Origin of the sequence: Pseudomonas sp. NPDC099000 (genome assembly GCF_044759925.1) — a bacterium.
Lineage (GTDB): Bacteria > Pseudomonadota > Gammaproteobacteria > Pseudomonadales > Pseudomonadaceae > Aquipseudomonas.
Map to the genome: position 1 here is coordinate 112172 of NZ_JBIWAF010000003.1, position 20356 is coordinate 132527.

Consider the following 20356-nt stretch of genomic DNA (forward strand, 5'->3'; position numbering starts at 1 on the left):
ACGCAGAGCGTGGGAACGATCAGGATGTTGCGATCAGCGCTCTGGTCGGCGCAGCACTGAACTGAATCAACGCCACCCCCGCCATCAACAACACCGCCCCAACCACCCGCGGCAACGTCATCTGCCGTTCCACCAACCCAAACAACCCGAAGTGATCCAGTACCAGCGAAGCCACCACCTGTCCCGCCAGCGCCAAAGCAATAAACCCCGACGCCCCAAGCTTGGGCAGCAGCATCAGCGCCAACGAAATAAAACACACCCCGAATGCACCGCCGGCCCACATCCACAGCGGCGCCCTCGTGATGAACGCCAGTGACGGCAGCGGCAAGCGCATCGCCAACATAATCGGCACCAACACCACGATACTCACCAATAACGACGCGAGCGTCGCCCACAACGGATGACCCAACCCACGCGTGAGGTTGGCGTTGATTGCACTCTGAAACGGCACCACCGCCCCGGCAATCATGGCCAGCAGCAACAGCCCGGCCCAATGCAACGTACTCATGATCATTCTCCAACAGGTTTTGCTGGACTCTAGAGTATTCGTCGCGCAGATTTAAATTCCAAATTTCTATTCAGAACATGCACCAGATGAATGATCTTCGGCGTATCGACCTCAACTTGCTGGTGATCCTCGACGCGTTGCTCAGCGAGCAGCACGTCACGCGGGCGGCGCAGCGTCTGCACCTGAGTCAGCCCGCGGTCAGTCACGCCCTGGGGCGATTGCGCGATCTGCTTGGCGATCCGCTGCTGGTACGCGCCGGCGCCACGCTCGTGCCCACCCCGCGAGCCCTGGAGTTGATCGCACCCTTGGCCGAAGCACTTGCGCAAGTGCAATCGCTGCTGGCGCCGAACGCCTTCGACCCAGCCACGGCCAAGCGCACGTTTCGTCTGGCGATGTCCGACTACGGCGCCGCCATCGTCCTGCCAGAGCTGGTTCGGACGTTGCGCCGGGAAGCGCCGGGCATCGACCTGCAAATCAGCCATGCCAGCCGCGAAGGCATGCTCGACGCAGTACTCAACGGCGACATCGACGTTGCGGCCGGGGTCTTTCCGGAGCTGCCCAACGAACTGCGCAGCACCCCGCTGTTCGAAGAACACTACGCCTGCCTCGTGGACCGCAACAGCTTGCCTGCCAATGGCGTACTCGACCTGCCGACCTACCTCGCGCGGCCACACGTTCTGCTGGAAATGCGCGGCAGCGGCACCCCGGAAATCGAACGAGCCCTGACTGCACTGCGTGAACGCCGTCGCGTCGCGATCAGCCTGCCGCACTGGAGCGTTGCCCCGGAGTTCATCAGCGGCACGGATTTGATTCTTACCGTTGCTTCACGTGGGTTGCGTGAGATTGATGAGCGCTCGTTGATTGTGGTTGCGCCGCCGTTTCATATTCCGTCATTTACGTTTGTGTTGGTCTGGCACAAGCGGCGGGGCGGGGATCAGGCGTTGAACTGGTTGAATGGGCGGATTGGGGAGGGGATAGTGCGCGCCTGAAATCATCTATTTTTTTGAAACGCGCAAGGAACAAGGAATGACATTGAAGTCTGGGTGGATGAGTTGTGCGGCGCTGTGCGGATTGGTGATGACGACGCAGGCGTTCGCTGAATGTGAATCACCGTTTCTGGCAGGCGATTTCGGCTATTCGGTTTGCAAAGACTGGCCGGCCTATCCGGGGCTGACGATTACAGCGTTGTCGCAGTTCGAATCGGGGTATTCGGCAAGTGATTATGGCCCTCAGGGTAAATATGATCTCGATCTTGCTGTTGTGTCGGCTGGCGATTCGAAGCCGCTGGCGACATATCACAAGGCATCGGCTTTTGAGTCGGATGCCATAGCCTTTGAAAATCTGCAGATCGATACCGCACGTTACAAGCTCACGCCTGACATAAGAGCGTTTGGCGTGCGCGTCACGTTCAACGGCTCGTCTCGGCTCAATCCTGTGAGCGAAAAGTTGCTCTCGCTCTACGTAAGGGAGGGCAACAAGTTGCGCCCCGTCCTGGATAAGCTCATCACCTATGAGTATGGCGGTGAATGGGATGGCAATTGCGCCGGTGAGATTTATCAAACCACCCGTACGCTAGAAATCGGCAAAACCAGTTCACATGGATACGCCGACTTGATCGTCAAGACAGTGTCCACCAGCGAAGTCGGGAAAGGCGAAGGGGAGGCATGTGAATCCAAATCCATTACAGCCAAACCGGTGCTGACAACACTTCGATATGACGGTAAAAACTACGTCCTGCCGCAAGGGTTCAAGGGCTTGTAACTACTGCGAACCGATCAGGGAAGAACATGCTAACCGTAAAGAAACTACTGAATCCACTCGCGTTACTCGGCCTGATTACGGCTGTCAGCCAGGTACAAGCGGGCTGCGAAGAAGCGCCCTTCGGCGAGCGAACGTTCACCATTTGCAAAGTCTGGCCGGCGTATGACGACCAGACCATTGTGGCCTCATCGACATTCAAGCCGGATTCCGCCGACGCCAACAACGATGGCGGAAACGTCGATCTGGAACTGTCGCTCATTCACTCGTCCAGCTCGAAACGCCTGGCCACTTACCATAAAAAAGACGCCTATTATTCGGACGCCGTGGCGTATGCAGGGTTGTCCATTGATACGGCACGCTACAAGTTGACGCCGGACAGTCGCGCTTTTGGTATTCGTTCGAGTTTTGAACACAGCTCAAGCGTCAATCCTTACCACAAGACGGAGCTGGCCTTGTATCTCAAGGAGGGCGATACATTGCGTCCGGTATTGGAAGGGCTGGTCATTTCTACGAGCAGGGGCGAGTGGGACGGCAACTGCGCAGGAGAGGGCGAACGAACACAAAGAACCGTCGATATGGGCAAAACAACTCATAACGGATTTGCAGATCTTGTTGTCAGTTCCACCGTGACGGTGACCACAAACTTCCTGGTAGGCGAAGAGTGCAAAGATACGTCCAGCAAGTTGAAAACAACCCGAGTTACCCTGAACTACGACGGTAAACAGTACGTCGTGCCAGAAGCACTCAAAGGCTAATCGCCCATGCTCACCGGCCTCAACCACCTGACCCTCGCCGTCTCCGACCTGAACCGCAGCGTGGCGTTCTATCAAGATCTGCTGCAACTTCGCGTCGATGCCACTTGGGACACCGGCGCTTACCTCTCGCTGCCCGGTCTGTGGCTGTGCCTTTCCCTCGATCCACTGCGCAAGTCTGACCCCGCCGCCGATTACACCCATTACGCCTTCACCATAAGCGCAACCAATTTCCCCGTGTTCGTCGATCACCTGCGATCCGCCAACGTGCAGGAATGGCGCGATAACCGCAGCGAAGGCGCGTCGTTCTATTTTCTCGACCCGGACGGCCACAAGCTTGAAGCCCACGTCGGGGACCTGGCGTCCCGACTGGCAGCCTGCCGTGAACGCCCGTATGCGGGAATGAAGTTCTTCGACGATCAGTCAGTCGATATTCTCGAGACCTGATATAGACTTGCGCCCATTCACCAAATAGTTAAACGGACTTTCAATGACCCCATCGCTGCTAATGGCCGTTCTCGCCTCGGGTTTTATCTACGGCATCACGCCGGGGCCGGGCGTATTGGCGGTGTTTAGCATCGGTGCCGCGCGTGGACGGCGGGCTGGGGCGGGGTTTCTCTGTGGGCATTTGTTGGGGGACGTGGTCTGGTGCAGCACGGCGCTGATCGCCATTGTTGGCGCCCGTGAAATCGGCAGCACGGCGTTCGATGTGTTGGGCGTGCTCAGCGGTCTGTACCTGTTTTGGCTCGGCTTGCGCGCCATACGGGCGAAGCGCAGCAGCGCCGATGCTCCTCAAGGCCCGGCTCGCCAGCCCTTTTGGCACGGCATTCTGTTTGGCCTGACCAATCCAAAGGCCTACCCCGTGGCGGTGGCGACGTTCACGGCGCTGCTGTCGAGTCGCGCGGAGTTGCTGCACTGGTCAATGTTGCCGTGGTTGATTGTCCTGAGCTTCGTCGGTGGCCTGATGGCCTACGCTATCCTCATTGGCATTGTCGGTGCGCGGCAGGTTCGCACCTTGTATCAACGCCATGAACTGGCGATCACCCGGTTATGCGGGGTGATGTTTATCGGTTTCGCCATCAACGCCCTCGCTCATGCGCTACCGGGGCTGGTGACGAACAAGGCTTGAGGTTGAGCGCACGGATGCGTCAGCTGTACTGATCGGTCAGGGAGGGTTCTTATTGCTGCACTGTCCGGAAACGCTCATCGCACCATGGCAACCAGAAATTCCGCACCGTTGGCGAGCTACATCGATCTCTTGCTGGACGCCGTCTGTGCGGTGGATAAACAAGGTCGCTTCGTGTTTGTCAGCGCGGCCTGCGAACGCATTTTCGGCTATACCCCTGACGAACTGATCGGCCAGCCGATGATCGACATGGTGCATCCCGCGGATCGTCAACGCACCCTCGACGCCGCACGCGAGATCATGGGCGGCGAGCCCAAACTCAACTTCGAAAACCGCTACCTGCGCAAGGACGGCGGGGTGGTGCATATCCTGTGGTCGGCGCGCTGGTCTGAAGTCGATCAGTTGCGCATTGCCGTGGCCCGGGACATCACCGAGCGCAAGCAGGCCGAGTCCCGGCAAGCGGCGTTGTACGCAATCTCCGAAGCAGCCCACGCGGCGGAAGATTTGCTGGCGTTGTTCAAGCGCGTCCATTTGATCATCGGCGAATGGCTGCCGGCGCTGAATTTCTCCGTGGCGCTGTATGACGAGCACTGCGCGCAGCTGAACTTCCCCTATCACGTCAACGACCATGAACTGCAACCCGAGCAGCCCGGCACCATGACCGGACGCCTCTGCGCCGAAGTGATCCGCAGCGGCCTGCCGATTTTGCTGACCCCGGACCAGGACAACCCGCCAGAAGGGTTTGAGGTGCTGGTCGCCGGGCCGGATGCACCTTGCTGGCTGGGTGTGCCGTTGAATTCGCAAAACGGCACCATCGGCGCGCTGATCGTCAAAAGCGTACCGGGTGGCGAGCGCTACACCGAGCAAGACAAGGAATTGCTGCAATACGTCTGCGCCCAAGTCGCGACCGCGATCGAGCGCAAGCAATTGCATGCCCGCCTGCAACGCATGGCCCAATACGACCAACTGACTCAACTGCCCAACCGAGCGTTGCTGCGCGACCGGCTCAAAGACTCACTGGCGATGGCTCGCACGAATTCCGGACGGATGGCATTGCTGTACGTCGACCTCGACCGCTTCAAGGAAGTCAACGACACCCACGGCCATGCGGTCGGCGACATGCTGTTGCAAGCGGTCGCCAATCGGCTCAAGGGCTGCGTGCGCGAAACCGACACGGTGGCGCGCATCGGCGGGGATGAATTCGTGGTGTTGTTGCACAGCATTCACGCCTCGGAAGACGCTGATAACGTCGCGGGAAAAATCCGTCAGGTGCTGGCGCAACCCCTGCGCCTGGACGGGCACAGCGTGAACATTCAGCCGAGTATCGGCGTCGCGCATTACCCCGAGCATGGCATCGAAGAAAAGCAGCTTTTCCGGCATGCCGATGAGGCCATGTACACGGCCAAGCGTCGAAATCACCAGCACCTCGGCGTCTGAAAAACCGGCCACCGTTCGTCGCAGCGATTTCATTTTTTCTAAACCTTTGTGGCGATCGAAATTCAGATTCTATGCGGGCTCCTGCTCGCCGCGATCATCACCAAGAGGTAGAGAATCATGCCTAATTCAAGAAACTCGAACTCGGGAAACCTCGCCAACGATCGAACGAAGGCGTCTGAAGCCGGTCGCAAAGGTGGGAAAACTACCACCACGACTGTCGACAAAGACCCTGCGAAACCCGATATGGGCCGTAAAGGCGGTCAGAAATCGAAGTAGTCGGTGAAGGTAGTTTTGATTGAGAGGCGGGGGCGAAAGCTCCCGCTTGAATTTTTTCAGAAGGAGGGCGCGACCATGAGCCGGATGGCCACCCGATTACGCACTGCCAGTTTTGCCACGTTGCTGGGCCTGTTTGCCAACAGTGCCTTCGCCCAGTCGCCCGCCGAATTCATCAACGATGCGTCGGCCAAAGGCATGGCCGACATCGAAGCCAGTCGCTTGGCGCACCAGAAAACCGAATCCAAAGAGGTCAAGGACTACACCATCGTGGTCATCAACGACCGTACGACCGCCAACCAGCATCTGGCGAAAATCGCCAAGCAACTGGATTTGCCGGTGGCCCCACGGGAAGAAGTGGTCGACAAGGCCAAAGCGTTGATGCCGGAAGTGGAAGACGGCACATCCTTTGATCAGGCTTACACCGCCAGTCAGGTGAAGACGACCCAGGAAGCCATCGAGCAGCTTCAACAAGTCGCTCAGACAACCGAAGTGCCGGAAATCAAAGCCTTCGCTGAGGAAACGCTGCCAAAATTGCAAAACCATCTGCAAATGGCCAGGGCGCTTCAAGCCGGTCGATAACCGCGTTTGACGACGGATAAGGCAAACGGCGCGTGATTCACATCACGCGTCGTTTTGTTTGTGCTCAGCACTCATTCAAATCCTGTTTGCGCATGCTCGAAGCCGCCAGCCCCGCTAGGCCATGCACTTCTTTTTCGCCCATGGCGCGATAGTGTTTACGCAGCGCCTCCAGTTGCTTGAGGTCCAGTGCCTCAAGCCCCAGCATCGCGTTCTGCGCTTCCTTGTTTACCCGCAGCAACTCATCGATTTTCAGGTGCAGGATGTCGGTGTCGCGGTTCTGCGTATTCTGGATCAGGAACACCATCAGGAACGTGATGATGGTAGTTGAGGTGTTGATGATCAGTTGCCAAGTATCGTTGTAATCGAAAATCGGCCCGGTCAAACCCCACAGCGCAATCAGGATCAAAGCCCCCATGAACGTCTTGGGACTGCCGGCCCACAGGGCGAGTTTCTGCGAGATTTTTGCGAATTTCATTGCCGTGTTCCTTATAGGGATGCGCCTGGTTTTCAGACAGCGACGGCGGGTTGAAAATTCTACTTAAAAACCCCAATTCTGCGACGCCACGACCTCTGTAGGAGCTGTCGAGTGAAACGAGGCTGCGATCTTTTGATTTTGCTTTCAGGAACAAGATCAAAAGATCGCAGCCTCGATTCACTCGACAGCTCCTACCAATCGCAATGCATGGCACTTGATGGAATAAATCCCTCCTTCCCCATTTCTTCACCTGATTCTTTCTTTGTGCCGGTTTGTGACTAGTATCAAAGGCAATCAATTTGCCAGCATGCAAAAACACGGATCGAAATCAGCTAAGAGGTCACTCATGGAATTCTTCGAAAAGCTAACAAGCCTAGCCGCCAAAGTTCGTTTGCAAAGCGCTGCAATCAAAACGGAGGAAGCCACCAAGAACGCATTTGTCATGCCTTTTATCAGCACCGTGCTGGGCTACGATGTCTTCGATCCGACTGAAGTGACGCCTGAATTCGTTTGCGATATCGGAACGAAAAAGGGAGAAAAAATTGATTACGCAATCATGAAGGGCGGAGAAGTTCAGATCCTCATCGAATGCAAAAAAATTGGTGAGCCGTTGCACATCAATCACGCCTCCCAATTGTTTCGTTACTTCCATGTCACCAGTGCCCGTATCTCCATCCTTACCAACGGTCAGGTCTACAAGTTTTTCACTGACCTGGACGCACCCAACAAGATGGATGAGAAACCATTTCTTGAGCTCGATCTTCTGGATATCGACGAATACTCTGTCCCGGAATTGGTCAAGCTCACCAAGTCAGCCTTCGATGTGGATTCGATCATCAGCGCCGCGGGTGAGTTGAAATACGTCAGCCAAATCAAGAAGGTCATCGCATCGCAGGTCAGCAAGCCTGATGACGACTTTGTGAAAGTGTTCGCTTCGCGTGTGTACGACGGGGTGATTACACAGAAAGTCCGTGAGCAATTTCATGAGCTAACGAGAAAGGCTGTGGTGCAGTTTCTCAACGACCAGATCAATGACAGGCTCAAATCAGCCATGAGCGGTGCGATTCAACCGGCCTTGGCCTCTTTGCCGGTTTCTTCCGGTAGTGCTGAACAGCCGGATGTACGAGACGAGTTAGAAGACAAGGTCCTGACGACGCTGGAAGAACTGGAGGGTTACCACATCGTCCGAGCCGTTGTTCGGTCAGTTGTAGATGCCAAACGCATTGTCCAGCGTGACACGCAGAGTTACTTCGGCATTCTGCTCGACGATAACAACCGCAAACCGATCTGCCGTCTGCACTTCAATCGCCCACAAAAATACATCGGTATTTTTGACGAGGAGAAGAATGAAACCCGGCACGCCATAAACTCGATAGACGATATCTACGAATACTCGGATCATTTGAAGAAGACTGTTGGGTACTACGACTAACCATTTACTTGCAGTCAAAAAAACCGGCCTTTGAGGCCGGTTTTTTGTGGAGAACCATTCAGTTCGTCAGCTTCACATCAACCGCCCAACGGAAGTACCCCAACGCCTCGCAGCTTTTATCGATCAGCATGAAGCTCAGTTCACACGCCTCGACCCCCGTGGCCAATTGCGTGCACTGCCAATAATGATCATCGGCCGAATGGCTGCCCGGTACGGTCGGGTTTTCAGGGTCGGGTGCAGGTACGGTCAGGTCTTCTTTGACCACCAATTCAGGCGTCGAAAGTACGCCTGCATCGCCTGCTGACATCCCGTAAAACACCACGCTGTGCTCCGCGAGCAAGCTGACGGTTCTGCTGCGGATATGGAAAGTCGATCCGGTGCCGAGGGTTAGCGTAATAGAGCTGTCATTTATAGTACTTTGTGGTGTCAGAGATCCATTGATGGCGAAGATGAAACCATCGGCAATAGACGTCGGGTTTTCGGGTTCAAGGCTGGGATCTGGATAGCGTAAAAGCAGCGATTCAGCATCAACAACCAGCAACACATTGTGGGCCGTCGCAACGCTGGATGAAGGGGGTTTGATCGGTTCGGAAGTCATCATGGATTCCTTTCATGATGTTGACGCACAACGGCAGCCGCTTCGGTTCATGCAAGACATCCCGTTCCTGTCGAGGCGGCAACGAACTTGGCAGGCCCCTCGTCGCCAAGGGGCCAGACCATCTTCAGTTACGGATGGTAATGAACGGATCCCACGAGCAGCAACCAACGATCTTGCAGTCGCGATCCACGATCAGGAAGTTGAAGTGGTAGGTCACGCTGCCGCACGACAGGGTTTCCGAAGACCAGTAATGGTTATCGACTTTCTGGCAGCTCGGCACCGACGGATTGCTGGTGTTGGGAACGGCGACGCAGGCGGTAGCCTTGCGTGGCGTAGGGGTGGAGATCAATTCATTGCCGGCATTGCCGATGAACTTGTAGAAAATCACTGCCGTCTCGAAGCTCTGCGACAGGCTGGTTTCACGCCAGCGAATCAGGTCGCCCACCTGGGCTTTCAAGTTGAGCTCGCCACCGGCCTGGCCGTTTATCACGTTGTCGTGGTTGGTCACCATGTAAACATGATTGACGTCGATCATCGTCGGCGAAGCGGGATTTTTGCTGATGTTCGGGTAGTTTTTCAGAATGGTTTCAGTATCGATTGAAACCAGTACATCCGTGACTCGAGACATAGTAAAGCTCCTTGTTCATAGTGAATGCCTGGCATCTTTCCAGGCACAACAACGCTTGCTTGCCTTGCGGCTGCTGCGAAAACACTACGGGCGGAACCCACCGATCACGGGAGATAAATTGGCCTTGCTCCTGCGTACAAACTGATAAGTCGGGTTCCTTCCGACAGGCCGCGATTAGGACTATAGATGCGAAACATAGGCTGTCAAAATTGATGGACCTATCGCTCGACGAACGGTCGATTTGGTTATGACTTCCGATGATTTGGCGATAAAAAACCGTTCACTCAAAACCTCTTGCGCCATAGGTCGGATAGGGCAGGGCGCGCCGGTCGAGGTATCGTAGCGAACCGGTTGTGCGCCGCTGGCCACAACAACGCACCGACAGGAGAACGCAATGAGTTGGTCCGCCAAACAATACGTCGCTTTTGAAGATGAACGCACACGCCCGGCCCGTGACTTGCTCGCGGCGATTCCGCCCGTGGACGCGCGCTCGGCCATCGACATCGGTTGCGGCCCCGGCAATTCGACCGAGTTGCTGGTGCAGCGCTTCGTCAATGCCACGGTGCGCGGCCTGGACAGTTCGAGCGATATGATTGCGGCCGCCCGCAAGCGCTTGCCTCAGCTGCAATTCGACACGGCTGACATCGACACCTGGAACGAACCGGGGCCCTTCGATGTGATTTTCGCCAACGCGGTGTTGCAGTGGGTGCCCGACCACGCGACGTTACTGCCTTCGCTGGCTGCCCGACTGACTCAGGGCGGCAGCCTGGCCATTCAGATGCCCGATAACCTCAACGAGCCGTCCCATCGCCTGATGCGCGAAGTCGCTGCCGATGGACCGTGGGCCGCCAAGCTGGCGAACGCCGCCGGGCAACGCACGGACATGGCGAGCGCCAGCGATTACTACTCGATGCTGCGACCGCACTGTGCGCGAGTCGACGTGTGGCGCACCACCTACCATCACCCGCTCGCGGGCGGTGCGTCGGGCGTGGTTGAGTGGTTCAAGGGCAGCGGCTTGCGGCCGTTCCTCGAACCGCTGAATGACGCGGAGAAGGCGCAATACCTCAAGCAGTACCAAGCCGCGATCGAGCAGGCGTATCCGGCGCTGAGCGATGGTTCGGTGCTGTTGCCGTTTCCGCGGTTGTTTATCGTCGCGACACGCTAGGGCAAAAAGGGACGGATAACGCCGAACGTTATCTGTCCCTTTGTCTGGCACTCAAGTATTCAAAAATAAACGAAGCAAAGCCGAACAACCCAATCATCGAAATGATCATGATCCCCAACTCTGAATTGTCCATGTTGATCTCTAGGTGGTAGGTGAGCCTGGAGCATAAAGTATCTGCGGACAGGCCCGTCGCAGCGCTACGGCTTCTTTACCGGCTTGCAGGCATCTATACGCAAACTATACGAGTACCCGGCACGACACTCAGCGCTGGGCACTGACCAGCAGCATCATCGGTCGCTCCCGCTCTTCGGCCAGGGCCGGTTGCGCCGCCACCTCTGCATCGGTCGGACCCCATTCGTTGACATGCCGGATGCTGAAACCTGCGCCAATCAGCATATTCAGCAACGTGCCGATGGTGCGGTGCTGCTTGATCACGCCTTCGGCCAGCCAGTTCGTCACCCGCTCACCTTCTAGTTGATAATTGTCCACTGGCCAACGCTTGTTCCCTTCGCTATCAATCAGCCAGCCAGGATTGCGCGGGGCCATGAAGATTGGGTGTTCGATGGAAAATACGAAGCGTGAACCGGGTTTCAGGGTCTCATGGATTTTGGCGAACAGACCTGGGAGATCCTTGATGTAGTGCAGCGCCAAAGAGCTGTATGCCAGATCAAAACTGGCGGCGGGCAGATCGAGTTGTTCCAGATCGGCGCGGGCGTACTGGATATTGATTTGCGACGTCGTCCTGCGCGCCTGCTCCAGCATTTTTTCCGAAACGTCCAGACCGAGCACGCTATCGGCGCCGTGTTCACTGGCCCAGCGACAGAACCAGCCGTAACCGCAGCCGAGGTCGACCACCTTCAGGCCTTTCATGGGGGGCAGCATTGCTTTGAGCGCAGGCCATTCAGGAGCTGCGTCGAGGCCGCCGATGGAGCGAGCCATCTGGCTGTAGCCCTGGAAAAACTCTGGGTCGTCGTAGATGTTTTGAGTCATGTTCGGATGCTCTGTTGAGATCGTTCATATGCGGCACTTGATGTGCGGCCGATTGGTTTCCCTCGAAGAGTGATGGCGCGTATTCGTTGATGGCCGCGCAGGGGAGAGGGCGATTGCAGATAGCGGAAATGCTAGCGGGTTGAGCGGGGAGGGGAAACGGGTTAAGCGTTGGGGTTTGTAAGCGGAGCTCATATCAAAGAACACCGACCATTCAGGGGATTGCCGATCAGTAAGGAAATGGCAGGGGTAACACATACTTCGCCAGCTGCTACAAAATGAGGACACCCCGAAAGACGCCCCCAAATCACGTCAGGACGGTTCCGCATCCATACGTCGAGCAATGACATCCAGCACATCGCAACCGTCGCGCAGGGGCACGCAGCAGAGCAATGCAAAGTCGCTGAGGATTACCGCATCGGTGGTAATGTCGCCTCGCATTGCGAGATTTTCGAGGATCTGCGTCACGGCCCTGATTCTGTAACTGGCGGTGCTGAGCAGTGAATGCAGCGGTTGGGTGGTGTTGACGTAGAGCGAGGGAAGATCGTCGGCGTTGCTGGTTAAAGCCATGTATTCGTTCATGAGTAGAGCTCCATTGGGTTAAGAGGTCTACCACTCAATCGTCGCCAAACGAAAAGGGTGGCAGCTGTACGCAGGTTGGCGAACCGGACAATGGACAACCCGGCAGACCCGAAGGTCTCCCGCGCACAGCCACCAAAAAGCAGGCAGCTAAGTGCTTTAAAGCGATCCGAAAACTGCTCGGAAGCTTTTGTTCATTGGATCGAGTCGCCAAACCCGAAGCGCCATTTTGGCGCCGGCTCGACTATAGGCCTCGATGCAAATGGACAGCAATGCGCAAGTCTACGGACAATTCCCACCGTCGTGTAGGACCTTGCCTTTCTGAAAGTCGGCTTCGCTCGAAGCCCCAAAAGATGAGCAATCGGTACCGAATTTGGCCGCGACCGAGACCATTAATGGATTGAGAGAAAATGATGCGAGAAAGTTTGAGGAAAAAGATGATCGAGGTCTGCAACAAGAAAATGGAGCAGAAGGGGCCGACTGTCGGGCTCTCGTTCTATGCTTTCTTTGCAAACAAAAATGATGATCCAGTGCTTTTAATGGAAGCCGCCCAATGGTGGATCGCTGAGCACAAGCTCGACCATTTTGAAAAGGCAGTAAAAATAAAGCAGATGGTAGAGCGGAAAGATTAGGAGCGCTGGCGCAGTCTGTCCCGTCCTGGCAATGATTTACGCCTGTACGCAGATTTCTGCCACATCCTCAGCAGGAAAAATCACCTGAATCCCACCCAGAAAAAACCGGCCATCAAGGACCGGTTTTTCGTCAGGGCTGCACGTCAGGCAACACCCGCAAGCAAACTTTCGTAAGGTATCCGCAACCCGTCGTGTAGACGTTTGATCATCGACAAGCTCAGTTTGCGCTTGCGGTTCAGCACTTCGGATACGCGCCCGCTCGTCCCAATGAAGGGTTCCAGGTCGCGAGGGGTCAGGCCTTGCTGGTCCATACGAAATTTAATGGCCTCAATCGGATCGGAGGGCGGCATTGGGTAATGCTCGTCTTCATACTTTTCGATGAGCAGCGCCAGAATTTCCAGCTCATCACCTTCAGGCGAACCAATGTCTGCCCCCCACAGTTGCTCTATACGAGCAAATGCAGCGGTCAGATCTTCCTGGCTGCGAATCGGTTTAATGTCCATTACACGGTCTCCGCGTTGATCTGATCATATTGGGCGTGGGTGCCGACGAATCGTATGAAACCAAGCTGTCGCAGATAGTCGATTGCCAGAATCACTCGATATTTGTTGCCGCCTATGTTGAATACAACCCTGCCGCCCTTGAGGATGCTCGCCGTTCTCAGCTCCGCCTTGACCTCTTGTGGCGTGCGATAAATGGCTTTTTCCATATGATGAAATCTGTTAAGGAGGCAAGAAAAACGCTAACAAAACATCACTTTTGCGCGAAATCGCTAATTCCGCCTTGAAACACAAAACCCCAGACACAAAAAAACCGGCCATCAGAGAAAAAGGTGACGGATTTATTTATCAACGGGTTCGGCTTATCGACCTGTACGTCGCCAAGCTCGATCTGGTGCAACCTGGCTTTGTCGAGGCGCTGCCATAAGGTGTCGGTCGCCCGTCATATGATTCTGCTGGGCTCCACCAAAAATCACACCTCACCAGCCCCCATCCTCAAACGCAGAACGCACCGCCTCCACGACACGTTCAGCCATGCCCTCATCTTCAAGCTGCGGATAACCTTTCTTCAATTTGCCGGACACTACCCAGCCATTCTCCTTGATGGAGCGGATGATGCGGTTCGCATCCTGGTTCGGCATCTCGAGTACCTCCTTTAGCTGCTCTTGAGCTCGCTGAAAGTTCATCAGTACTCTGGCTTCATCCGCCATTTCCTTTCGAATCGTGTGCTCGACCACGCGTGCGGTGTACAGGACGTGCTCGGTCAGATCGGGATACCGCCAGGCAAAACACGCGTCCTCGTATTCATCGAAAATGAAGTTGCTGGGAGTGCCATCCTCGTAGGTCACGAGTTCGCCGAACCGATAGGCCGTCGCGTAACGTCGCATGAACGGTCGCGAGAACACTTCGAGCGTTCGATCGTAGCCGGCTCGGAAGTCGATCGAACTTGTGATGGTGGCTGACACTGGCAGGATCACGCCGTCGGGCACTGCTTTATCCCGAATCAGGGTGTCGTTGATCAGGAATCGATGAATCCGGCCGTTGCCATCGCGCATGGGATGGATATACACGAAGCCAAATGCCAACACAGCGGCACGTGCCAGTGACTCCGCGCCACGCGTTGCGACCTCAAACTCGTTGAGTCCTGCCAATAGCTGCGCAAGATCTGCGGAGTGGGGGGCAATGTAATGCACGATGTCCTCGCGCATTGTGGCCTGACCCACAAACACAGGAGAGCGACGCAAGCCCAGTCCGATGGCATCACGCCCCAGAATGTCGGCTTGCAGAGAGTGCAGGCTGGCGTTACTCAACGGGTTTTCGATATGACCGCAGTGTTGGGCAATAACATGAGCAAACCGCTGGATGCGATCGGTCTGATCGGCTTCCTTTTCGATGAGAAAACTTGCGCGCGATTCCTTGAATGTCAGCCAACTGGCCGTACGCATCAGGATGTCGGCACCAAAGACCTGATCCAACTCATCCAAAGCCGCGCGTAAATCGAACTGCAAAGCTTCCTGCACTGGCGCCGTACGACGAACCAAAGGGCAGAACTCAGCCGTCCCCGGCAGGTTGTTATTGATTCGCCAGCGTCGCGTTCGCAGTGACTCGCAACGAGTCAGGTATTTTTCGGGCGAAAGTGCATCGACATAGGGGCCATTGGTCACGTCAGGCACATCCAGACGTTCCCCTGTCAGCCATTCGTAAAGGAACCCGGTGCGCCGTGCGTACTGGCCGAAAGGCTCTCGTCGACTCCAGTCTTCAATAGGCTGCGGGCCTATCGCCGCAAACAGGCGAGCGAAGAACTCAAGATGAATCTCTTCGTACTTGAGGCCGAACTCGAAATGGCCTGCGAAATCGTCTGCGGGCCGGTAGCTTGCCGGATACCGGTTCTCCACATTCCCGTCACTCTCGCGGCTGAGACGTGCAGTGCCGATCTCAGACTCTACACGCAGAGGCTGTGCAAGTGCGATGTCGTAGCGATCGGCGAGGGCCTTGAAACCGACTGGCATTGACGAATTCCTTAACAGGGCAATGAAAACGCTAACAAATCACCAATATGGCTTGAAAACGTTAATTTCCTACGATGCGAAAATACTAATCCTGTTTGAATTTTGATACTAAAACTATCATTCCCCAAAAAAACGTTAACGAATCTCAGCTTAGTCGTAACTGCCCTAAGGGCAAAAGGCAATTCCACCAAACCCCAGACACAAAAAAACCGGCCATCAAGGCCGGTTTTGTCATTACCTGCATCCCCCGTCAAAAAACAACGTGAGACAAAAATTCGATTGGAGCGGGTGAAGGGAATCGAACCCTCGTTATCAGCTTGGGAAGCTGGAGTAATGCCATTATACGACACCCGCTCAGAGCGGCTGACTTTGTACCAGATGTGCGCGTGGAAATGAAGTTTTTCTTTGCGCCGGATAGCTTTGGCGCAGGTGACACAAGACATCAGACCGCGTGACGGTCGTTCGCGGGCAAGCCTCGCGCCTACAGGAATGCATTCAACACTGTAGGGCGAAGCGTGCTCGCGATGACGCTGTTTCAGATGGCCAATGCATGTTGGTCCTGGACGTAGTGGTAACGCGGTCGGCTGGCGTGTTGCGCCGGTTTCAGGAAGCCCAGCAGTGCGTTGCGGCTGTCTCGGCAGGCAGCTTTGTGCTCCATGTCGAGAAAGTGGCCGGTGGCCTGAAGGGTGCTGAACGTGGCGTTTTGCACATGGTTGGCGAACAACCGGGCGCCATCGGCGGCGGTGTATTCGTCCCATTCGCCGTTCATGAATAGCACCGGCACGTTGATTTTTTCTGCGGCTTTGAGGAAGCACTGGCGATCACTGTGCAGCAGGTCGCTGATGTGGAAGTGCATCTGCCCGTATTCATGCTCGGCCAAGGAGCTGACATGCCGATAGTTGAAGCGTTTGAACAGCGTCGGCAGGTGTTTGCCGATGGTGCTGTTCACCAGGTTGCCCACCCGATCCCCATCCCGACTGCCGAGGTAATCGATGCCGCGCTCGAGGTAGTCGAGCATGTGCGCGTTGATCTCCGGGGAGAACGAGCTGATCACGGCTTTTTCGATGCGCCGTGGCTGTTGGGCCAGGGCGACCAGGGTTGCGGCGCCACCCCAGGAAAACGACAGCACGTGTTCGGCGGCGAAGTGGTCGATCAGTTCCAGGAGGATCTGCCCTTCGACTTCCTTGGTCAGCAATTTCTCATGCAGGTTGTGGGCTTTTGACTTGCCCGCGTAGGGCTGGTCGTAGCAGACCACATTGAACTGCGGATGAAGATTTTTCACGGTTTGTGCAAACGACGCAGTCGTGGCCATCGAGCCGTTGACCAGAATAATGGTCTTCTCTGCGGCGTCTGCGCGATAGAACTCCGTGTAAACCCGATACTGACCCTGTATATCCAGCACAGCGATTTCTGGCCTCATGTCATCAGACTCCAAGCAAGCGGGTATGCGCGCAAATGAGATTGCACGAACTTTGTGACAGGTAGGCATACGCCTGAAATTTGGAGGCCCATGTCGATCCAGTGCAGTCCGGTCGACGGGTATTGTTATTGGCGGGCAGTCTGCCGGTCTGAGGCGGAACCTGAGGGTTCTCTAACCGGCAAAAAGTTTCTTAGAAGTATGTTGTGACTCGTCGGTCACATTTCGGCCGACGTCCTGATTCAAGCAGGGGTCACGTCTTCGCGCAAGTGTCATTCGTAAATTGTTCGACAACTTCTGCTGAGCGGTAGGCTGCTTAGATCAAATGGATCTCTTCGGTGCGCAATGCGCGGTACTCGCCCGGTTTTAGCGCGTTATCGAGCACCAGCGGGCCCATGCTTTCGCGGTGCAGGCGCAACACTTTGTTGTCGAAGTGGCCAAACATCCGCTTCACCTGGTGATACCGGCCCTCGACGATGCTTAGACGCGCTGCTTTCGGCCCGAGCACGATCAGCTCGGCCGGTTGCGTGGTGAGGTCTTCGAACGCGAAGTACAGGCCTTCGGCAAATTTCAATGCGTATTGCGGGCCAATCTCCTGCTCGGTCTCGACGTAATAGACCTTGGGCAGTTTGGTCTGCGGCTGGGTCAGGCGCCGCGACCAGCTGCCGTCGTTGGTGATCAGCATCAAGCCGGTGGTGTTGAAATCCAGGCGGCCGGCGATGTGCAGGTCATCGCGGTCCGGCTCATGGATCAGGTCGAGCACGGTCGGGTGCTGCGGGTCGCGGGTGGCGCTGACGCAGCCGGGCGGTTTGTGCAGCATGAAGTAGCGTGCAGGTTTGCCGACCTGCAGGACTTCGTCATCGACCTCGACGCGGCTGAATTCGAGTACCTCGGCATGCGGGTCGCTGACGATATTTCCGTCGATCCGAACGCGCTTTTCCACCAGCAACAGGCGTACCTGCTTACGGTTGAAGCGCGGCAGGTTGCTGAGGAAACGGTCAACACGCATGGCAGGGGATCAGTTGGAAAAGGCCGCGTATCTTACGTGATCGGCCGGGCGGCTGCTTACAACTGCGCCTCGACCTCGGCGCAACGCGGGCACAGGCAGGATTTGTTGCGCAGTTCGGCCGGCAGCGCTTCGAGCACCGCCGGGTCGATACTGACGCCAAAGCACCAGCACGCCTGATCGACGGTGCGCGGGTCGGCCAGGGTGCAGGCGTTGGAGGCGCCGCAGGCGGGGCATTGGTCAGGCTTGTTCATGCTGGATTATTCATAACGGGAGTGAGGCATTTCCACGCAGGTTCGATTACGGCCGGCCTGTTTGGCCCGGTACATCGCATGATCGGCCCGGGAGAGCAGGGTGTGCAAGGTTTCATCGACCTGCAACGTGGTGAGGCCGCGAGGCGTAGTAACTCAGGAACGAGGTCGCCAGAAAGCCTGCGCCCAGCAACACGATAAGCGTGAGGACCAACGAACGTTGCGAATACAGCGGCGAGTGAAGCGGCATGGCGATTCCGTTGGCAGTGACCCGATGACAGGCATTCTAATGGCACTGCCGGGAAATGACTCCTGCATTTGCAGGGTGAATCGGCACAGATCAGGGGCTGTGGCGTCTGGGCCGACGCCTTCGCGGGCAAGCCTCGCTCCTACAGGTATTGCGTTCCCGCGCTGTAGGAGCGAGGCTTGCCCGCGAATCGAGAGATCACTGCAGATCTGTCAGATACGCACGCCATCCCCCGAAACGACTGATATCCACCGCCCTTTCCAACCCATACCCCTCACAAATAAACCCACTCTCCCAATGCCCGTCCGCCAGTTGCACCTTGCCCAACCCCAGCGGCGCCGGAATCCCGGTCAGAAAAGAACCCAACTCACTGCTTGGCAACTCCCACACCTCCACGGCAATCGCCACGCCGCCGTCCTTCACTCGAACCATCCCCGGACGAAACGGCGGCCCGCCGGCCAAGGCATACAGCTGATAGTCAGGCGAGCTGTAAGTCGTTTCGACCAGCCGAGCCCCGCGCTTTTTCAGTTGCCAGTTCAACGCCAGCCCATCCAGATGCGCGCCGCACACCACCAGACGTGCGCGATCATGGCGAGCGAAAGTCGTCGGTGCAGGCTCAGCCGAATGGCGCTGCAGAGCATCCGCCACCCCCAACAAATACTGATCGGTAAACGCCCGGCCAAACACGGTCACACCCCACGGCAAACCATTGGCCATGAACCCGCTGGGCACGGCGACGGCCGCGTAATCGAGCAGGTTCATGAAGTTGGTGTAGTACCCCAATTCCGAATTGCGCAGGACCGGTTCGGCGTCCAGTTCCGCCAGCGTGACGGGGCGACCGAGGGTGGGCGTGACGACGCAATCGAGGCCTTCCAGCGCCTTGTCGCACAGCGCCTTCAAGGCTTGCAGCCGATACTGGGCACGGAAGGTCTGCACGCCGCTCACCGCCGGCGCCTTGGCCAGCACCGCGCGAATCACCGGCAACACCGCTTCGGGATTCTGCTCCATCAACTCGCCGGCCACGCTGTAGCGCTCGGCCACCCACGGGCCTTCATAGAGCAAACGCGCCGCTTCGAGGAACGGCGACAGATCCAGTTCCACAGCTGTACCTCCCAACGCCTGGAGTCGATCGATGGCATCACCGAACAACAACGGCCCTTCAGGGCAGCCGAAGAATTCCAGGTCCTGCGCACGCGGTACGCCGAAACGGAAAGGACGCGGCGTGCCAAACGCCGAGCCGTCATTCCACAGCGGGTTGCTGCGGCTGTATTCATCTCGCGGATCGAGGTGCGCGGTGAGCGCCAGCAACTGACTGGCCTCCCGGGCCGTCGCGGTGAACGTCGTCACGCAATCGAGCGTGCGACAGGCCGGCACCACACCGGCCGTGGAGATCAGCCCTTTGGTCGCTTTCAACCCGACCAGATTGTTCAGCGCCGCCGGCACACGTCCCGACCCCGCCGTGTCCGTACCCAACGAAAAACTCGCTACGCCCAGCGCCACCGCCAGCGAAGATCCGGCGCTGGAACCGCCCGACGGATACTCCGGCAACACGCTGTTCGGGCACGCGCCATACGGCGAGCGACTACCGTTCAACCCGGTCGCGAACTGATCGAGATTGGTCTTGCCCAGCGGAATCGCGCCCAGCGCCAGCAACTGCTCGACGATGGTCGCCGAACGCTGCGGCACATAGGCAAACGCCGGGCACGCCGCCGTGGTGGGAATGCCCGCCAGGTCGATGTTGTCCTTGATCGCAAACGGCACGCCATACAACGGCAGGCTGTCGAGGTCGCGACCGTCGAGCGCGGCGAGGTACGGTTCCAGTTCCTCGACACTGAGCAAGTGGATGAACAGGTGATAGTCCGGGTTCAGCGCCGCGGCTTTTTCGCGCAGGCCCAGCAGCAATTGACGGGGCGTGATGTTGCCGACGCGATAAGCGCTGCGCAGGGCGTCGAGTTGCAGATTGATGTTCATGGCGTCATTCCTTTTTCAAA

Annotated in this window: 24 protein-coding genes, 1 tRNA gene and 1 pseudogene; 11 read left to right on the top strand and 15 right to left on the bottom strand. The window is 56.8% G+C overall.

Annotation, left to right across the window (positions count from 1 at the left end; genetic code table 11):
• Positions 1 to 19 precede the first annotated feature (19 nt).
• Entirely contained in the window at positions 20 to 508 is a 489-nt protein-coding gene (locus ACIQV9_RS05170; RefSeq protein ID WP_403098869.1) for a DMT family transporter, read from the bottom strand.
• Positions 509 to 585: 77 nt separating this feature from the next.
• Between ACIQV9_RS05170 and ACIQV9_RS05175 the strand changes: the two genes are divergently transcribed.
• From ACIQV9_RS05175 to ACIQV9_RS05210, 8 genes are all read left to right on the top strand, one after another.
• The gene (locus tag ACIQV9_RS05175) at positions 586 to 1497 is read left to right on the top strand and encodes a LysR substrate-binding domain-containing protein (RefSeq protein ID WP_403098871.1); all 912 of its coding nucleotides are present in this window, start codon (positions 586 to 588) and stop codon (positions 1495 to 1497) included.
• Positions 1498 to 1534: 37 nt separating this feature from the next.
• The gene (locus tag ACIQV9_RS05180; RefSeq protein WP_403098873.1) at positions 1535 to 2269 is read left to right on the top strand and encodes a hypothetical protein; all 735 of its coding nucleotides are present in this window, start codon (positions 1535 to 1537) and stop codon (positions 2267 to 2269) included.
• Between the two features lie 26 nt (positions 2270 to 2295).
• Positions 2296 to 3024 carry a hypothetical protein gene (locus ACIQV9_RS05185; RefSeq protein ID WP_403098875.1) on the top strand — a complete coding sequence of 243 codons (729 nt, stop codon included), beginning with the start codon at positions 2296 to 2298 and terminating at the stop codon, positions 3022 to 3024.
• Between the two features lie 6 nt (positions 3025 to 3030).
• On the top strand, positions 3031 to 3468 hold the full coding sequence (gene fos, locus ACIQV9_RS05190; protein WP_403098878.1) for a fosfomycin resistance glutathione transferase: 438 nt from the start codon (positions 3031 to 3033) through the stop codon (positions 3466 to 3468).
• 43 nt (positions 3469 to 3511) lie between these two features.
• Positions 3512 to 4150, top strand: a complete 639-nt coding sequence (locus tag ACIQV9_RS05195; RefSeq protein ID WP_403098880.1) for a LysE family translocator — start codon at positions 3512 to 3514, stop codon at positions 4148 to 4150.
• A gap of 84 nt (positions 4151 to 4234) precedes the next feature.
• Positions 4235 to 5584 carry a diguanylate cyclase domain-containing protein gene (locus ACIQV9_RS05200; RefSeq protein WP_403098882.1) on the top strand — a complete coding sequence of 450 codons (1350 nt, stop codon included), beginning with the start codon at positions 4235 to 4237 and terminating at the stop codon, positions 5582 to 5584.
• Positions 5585 to 5701: 117 nt separating this feature from the next.
• Positions 5702 to 5860, top strand: coding sequence for a KGG domain-containing protein (locus ACIQV9_RS05205; RefSeq protein WP_403098884.1), 159 nt, complete (start codon positions 5702 to 5704; stop codon positions 5858 to 5860).
• A 75-nt stretch (positions 5861 to 5935) separates the two neighbouring features.
• On the top strand, positions 5936 to 6439 hold the full coding sequence (locus ACIQV9_RS05210) for a DUF4142 domain-containing protein (RefSeq protein WP_403098887.1): 504 nt from the start codon (positions 5936 to 5938) through the stop codon (positions 6437 to 6439).
• Positions 6440 to 6503: 64 nt separating this feature from the next.
• On the opposite strand, the gene ACIQV9_RS05215 is transcribed toward ACIQV9_RS05210, so the two are convergent.
• Entirely contained in the window at positions 6504 to 6914 is a 411-nt protein-coding gene (locus tag ACIQV9_RS05215) for a low affinity iron permease family protein (RefSeq protein ID WP_403098890.1), read from the bottom strand.
• A 346-nt stretch (positions 6915 to 7260) separates the two neighbouring features.
• Between ACIQV9_RS05215 and ACIQV9_RS05220 the strand changes: the two genes are divergently transcribed.
• Entirely contained in the window at positions 7261 to 8346 is a 1086-nt protein-coding gene (locus tag ACIQV9_RS05220) for a type I restriction endonuclease (protein WP_403098892.1), read from the top strand.
• 58 nt (positions 8347 to 8404) lie between these two features.
• Here ACIQV9_RS05220 and ACIQV9_RS05225 read toward each other — a convergent pair whose 3' ends face one another.
• Both ACIQV9_RS05225 and ACIQV9_RS05230 read right to left on the bottom strand, forming a co-directional pair.
• A complete protein-coding gene (locus tag ACIQV9_RS05225; RefSeq protein ID WP_403098894.1) occupies positions 8405 to 8944 on the bottom strand; it encodes an AidA/PixA family protein in 540 nt (179 codons plus the stop codon).
• 124 nt (positions 8945 to 9068) lie between these two features.
• Positions 9069 to 9572, bottom strand: a complete 504-nt coding sequence (locus tag ACIQV9_RS05230) for an inclusion body family protein (protein WP_403098897.1) — start codon at positions 9570 to 9572, stop codon at positions 9069 to 9071.
• Positions 9573 to 9966: 394 nt separating this feature from the next.
• Between ACIQV9_RS05230 and tam the strand changes: the two genes are divergently transcribed.
• Positions 9967 to 10737, top strand: a complete 771-nt coding sequence (gene tam, locus ACIQV9_RS05235; RefSeq protein WP_403098899.1) for a trans-aconitate 2-methyltransferase — start codon at positions 9967 to 9969, stop codon at positions 10735 to 10737.
• Positions 10738 to 10998: 261 nt separating this feature from the next.
• Here tam and ACIQV9_RS05240 read toward each other — a convergent pair whose 3' ends face one another.
• Both ACIQV9_RS05240 and ACIQV9_RS05245 read right to left on the bottom strand, forming a co-directional pair.
• Positions 10999 to 11727, bottom strand: coding sequence for a class I SAM-dependent methyltransferase (locus ACIQV9_RS05240; protein WP_403098902.1), 729 nt, complete (start codon positions 11725 to 11727; stop codon positions 10999 to 11001).
• 309 nt (positions 11728 to 12036) lie between these two features.
• Complete coding sequence (locus tag ACIQV9_RS05245; RefSeq protein WP_403098904.1) at positions 12037 to 12306, bottom strand: short-chain dehydrogenase; 270 nt, start codon at positions 12304 to 12306, stop codon at positions 12037 to 12039.
• Positions 12307 to 12713: 407 nt separating this feature from the next.
• Between ACIQV9_RS05245 and ACIQV9_RS05250 the strand changes: the two genes are divergently transcribed.
• The gene (locus ACIQV9_RS05250; protein ID WP_403098906.1) at positions 12714 to 12935 is read left to right on the top strand and encodes a DUF6500 family protein; all 222 of its coding nucleotides are present in this window, start codon (positions 12714 to 12716) and stop codon (positions 12933 to 12935) included.
• 143 nt (positions 12936 to 13078) lie between these two features.
• Here the strand turns inward: ACIQV9_RS05250 and ACIQV9_RS05255 are convergent, their stop codons facing one another.
• From ACIQV9_RS05255 to atzF, 9 genes and pseudogenes are all read right to left on the bottom strand, one after another.
• Positions 13079 to 13438, bottom strand: a complete 360-nt coding sequence (locus tag ACIQV9_RS05255; protein WP_403098909.1) for a type II toxin-antitoxin system HigA family antitoxin — start codon at positions 13436 to 13438, stop codon at positions 13079 to 13081.
• Positions 13438 to 13650 (bottom strand): annotated as a pseudogene (locus ACIQV9_RS05260) (type II toxin-antitoxin system HigB family toxin); the annotation flags it as partial. The gene ACIQV9_RS05255 and the pseudogene ACIQV9_RS05260, both read right to left, overlap by 1 nt.
• 264 nt (positions 13651 to 13914) lie before the next feature.
• A complete protein-coding gene (locus ACIQV9_RS05265; RefSeq protein ID WP_403098912.1) occupies positions 13915 to 15444 on the bottom strand; it encodes a Fic family protein in 1530 nt (509 codons plus the stop codon).
• Between the two features lie 280 nt (positions 15445 to 15724).
• Positions 15725 to 15798 (bottom strand) — tRNA-Gly (locus ACIQV9_RS05270).
• Positions 15799 to 15979: 181 nt separating this feature from the next.
• Positions 15980 to 16864 (bottom strand): alpha/beta fold hydrolase, encoded by an 885-nt coding sequence (locus ACIQV9_RS05275; protein ID WP_403098914.1) that lies wholly within the window; start codon positions 16862 to 16864, stop codon positions 15980 to 15982.
• 313 nt (positions 16865 to 17177) lie between these two features.
• Positions 17178 to 17870 (bottom strand): pseudouridine synthase, encoded by a 693-nt coding sequence (locus tag ACIQV9_RS05280; protein WP_403098916.1) that lies wholly within the window; start codon positions 17868 to 17870, stop codon positions 17178 to 17180.
• 56 nt (positions 17871 to 17926) lie between these two features.
• Positions 17927 to 18121 (bottom strand): cysteine-rich CWC family protein, encoded by a 195-nt coding sequence (locus ACIQV9_RS05285; protein WP_403098918.1) that lies wholly within the window; start codon positions 18119 to 18121, stop codon positions 17927 to 17929.
• Positions 18122 to 18233: 112 nt separating this feature from the next.
• The gene (locus ACIQV9_RS05290) at positions 18234 to 18368 is read right to left on the bottom strand and encodes a hypothetical protein (RefSeq protein WP_403099588.1); all 135 of its coding nucleotides are present in this window, start codon (positions 18366 to 18368) and stop codon (positions 18234 to 18236) included.
• Positions 18369 to 18563: 195 nt separating this feature from the next.
• Positions 18564 to 20336, bottom strand: a complete 1773-nt coding sequence (gene atzF, locus ACIQV9_RS05295; protein ID WP_403098920.1) for an allophanate hydrolase — start codon at positions 20334 to 20336, stop codon at positions 18564 to 18566.
• Between the last annotated feature and the right edge of the window lie 20 nt (positions 20337 to 20356).

Coding starts and splice junctions, on each gene's coding strand:
- ACIQV9_RS05220 (WP_403098892.1), top strand. CDS start 7,261: ATGGAATTCTTCGAAAAGCTAACAAGCCTAGCCGCCAAAGTTCGTTTG.
- ACIQV9_RS05175 (WP_403098871.1), top strand. CDS start 586: ATGCACCAGATGAATGATCTTCGGCGTATCGACCTCAACTTGCTGGTG.
- ACIQV9_RS05275 (WP_403098914.1), bottom strand. CDS start 16,864: ATGAGGCCAGAAATCGCTGTGCTGGATATACAGGGTCAGTATCGGGTT.
- ACIQV9_RS05280 (WP_403098916.1), bottom strand. CDS start 17,870: ATGCGTGTTGACCGTTTCCTCAGCAACCTGCCGCGCTTCAACCGTAAG.
- ACIQV9_RS05215 (WP_403098890.1), bottom strand. CDS start 6,914: ATGAAATTCGCAAAAATCTCGCAGAAACTCGCCCTGTGGGCCGGCAGT.
- fos (WP_403098878.1), top strand. CDS start 3,031: ATGCTCACCGGCCTCAACCACCTGACCCTCGCCGTCTCCGACCTGAAC.
- ACIQV9_RS05185 (WP_403098875.1), top strand. CDS start 2,296: ATGCTAACCGTAAAGAAACTACTGAATCCACTCGCGTTACTCGGCCTG.
- ACIQV9_RS05250 (WP_403098906.1), top strand. CDS start 12,714: ATGATGCGAGAAAGTTTGAGGAAAAAGATGATCGAGGTCTGCAACAAG.
- ACIQV9_RS05240 (WP_403098902.1), bottom strand. CDS start 11,727: ATGACTCAAAACATCTACGACGACCCAGAGTTTTTCCAGGGCTACAGC.
- ACIQV9_RS05255 (WP_403098909.1), bottom strand. CDS start 13,438: ATGGACATTAAACCGATTCGCAGCCAGGAAGATCTGACCGCTGCATTT.
- ACIQV9_RS05180 (WP_403098873.1), top strand. CDS start 1,535: ATGACATTGAAGTCTGGGTGGATGAGTTGTGCGGCGCTGTGCGGATTG.
- ACIQV9_RS05205 (WP_403098884.1), top strand. CDS start 5,702: ATGCCTAATTCAAGAAACTCGAACTCGGGAAACCTCGCCAACGATCGA.
- tam (WP_403098899.1), top strand. CDS start 9,967: ATGAGTTGGTCCGCCAAACAATACGTCGCTTTTGAAGATGAACGCACA.
- ACIQV9_RS05245 (WP_403098904.1), bottom strand. CDS start 12,306: ATGAACGAATACATGGCTTTAACCAGCAACGCCGACGATCTTCCCTCG.
- ACIQV9_RS05225 (WP_403098894.1), bottom strand. CDS start 8,944: ATGACTTCCGAACCGATCAAACCCCCTTCATCCAGCGTTGCGACGGCC.
- atzF (WP_403098920.1), bottom strand. CDS start 20,336: ATGAACATCAATCTGCAACTCGACGCCCTGCGCAGCGCTTATCGCGTC.
- ACIQV9_RS05265 (WP_403098912.1), bottom strand. CDS start 15,444: ATGCCAGTCGGTTTCAAGGCCCTCGCCGATCGCTACGACATCGCACTT.
- ACIQV9_RS05170 (WP_403098869.1), bottom strand. CDS start 508: ATGAGTACGTTGCATTGGGCCGGGCTGTTGCTGCTGGCCATGATTGCC.
- ACIQV9_RS05285 (WP_403098918.1), bottom strand. CDS start 18,121: ATGAACAAGCCTGACCAATGCCCCGCCTGCGGCGCCTCCAACGCCTGC.
- ACIQV9_RS05200 (WP_403098882.1), top strand. CDS start 4,235: ATGGCAACCAGAAATTCCGCACCGTTGGCGAGCTACATCGATCTCTTG.
- ACIQV9_RS05195 (WP_403098880.1), top strand. CDS start 3,512: ATGACCCCATCGCTGCTAATGGCCGTTCTCGCCTCGGGTTTTATCTAC.
- ACIQV9_RS05210 (WP_403098887.1), top strand. CDS start 5,936: ATGAGCCGGATGGCCACCCGATTACGCACTGCCAGTTTTGCCACGTTG.
- ACIQV9_RS05290 (WP_403099588.1), bottom strand. CDS start 18,368: ATGCCGCTTCACTCGCCGCTGTATTCGCAACGTTCGTTGGTCCTCACG.
- ACIQV9_RS05230 (WP_403098897.1), bottom strand. CDS start 9,572: ATGTCTCGAGTCACGGATGTACTGGTTTCAATCGATACTGAAACCATT.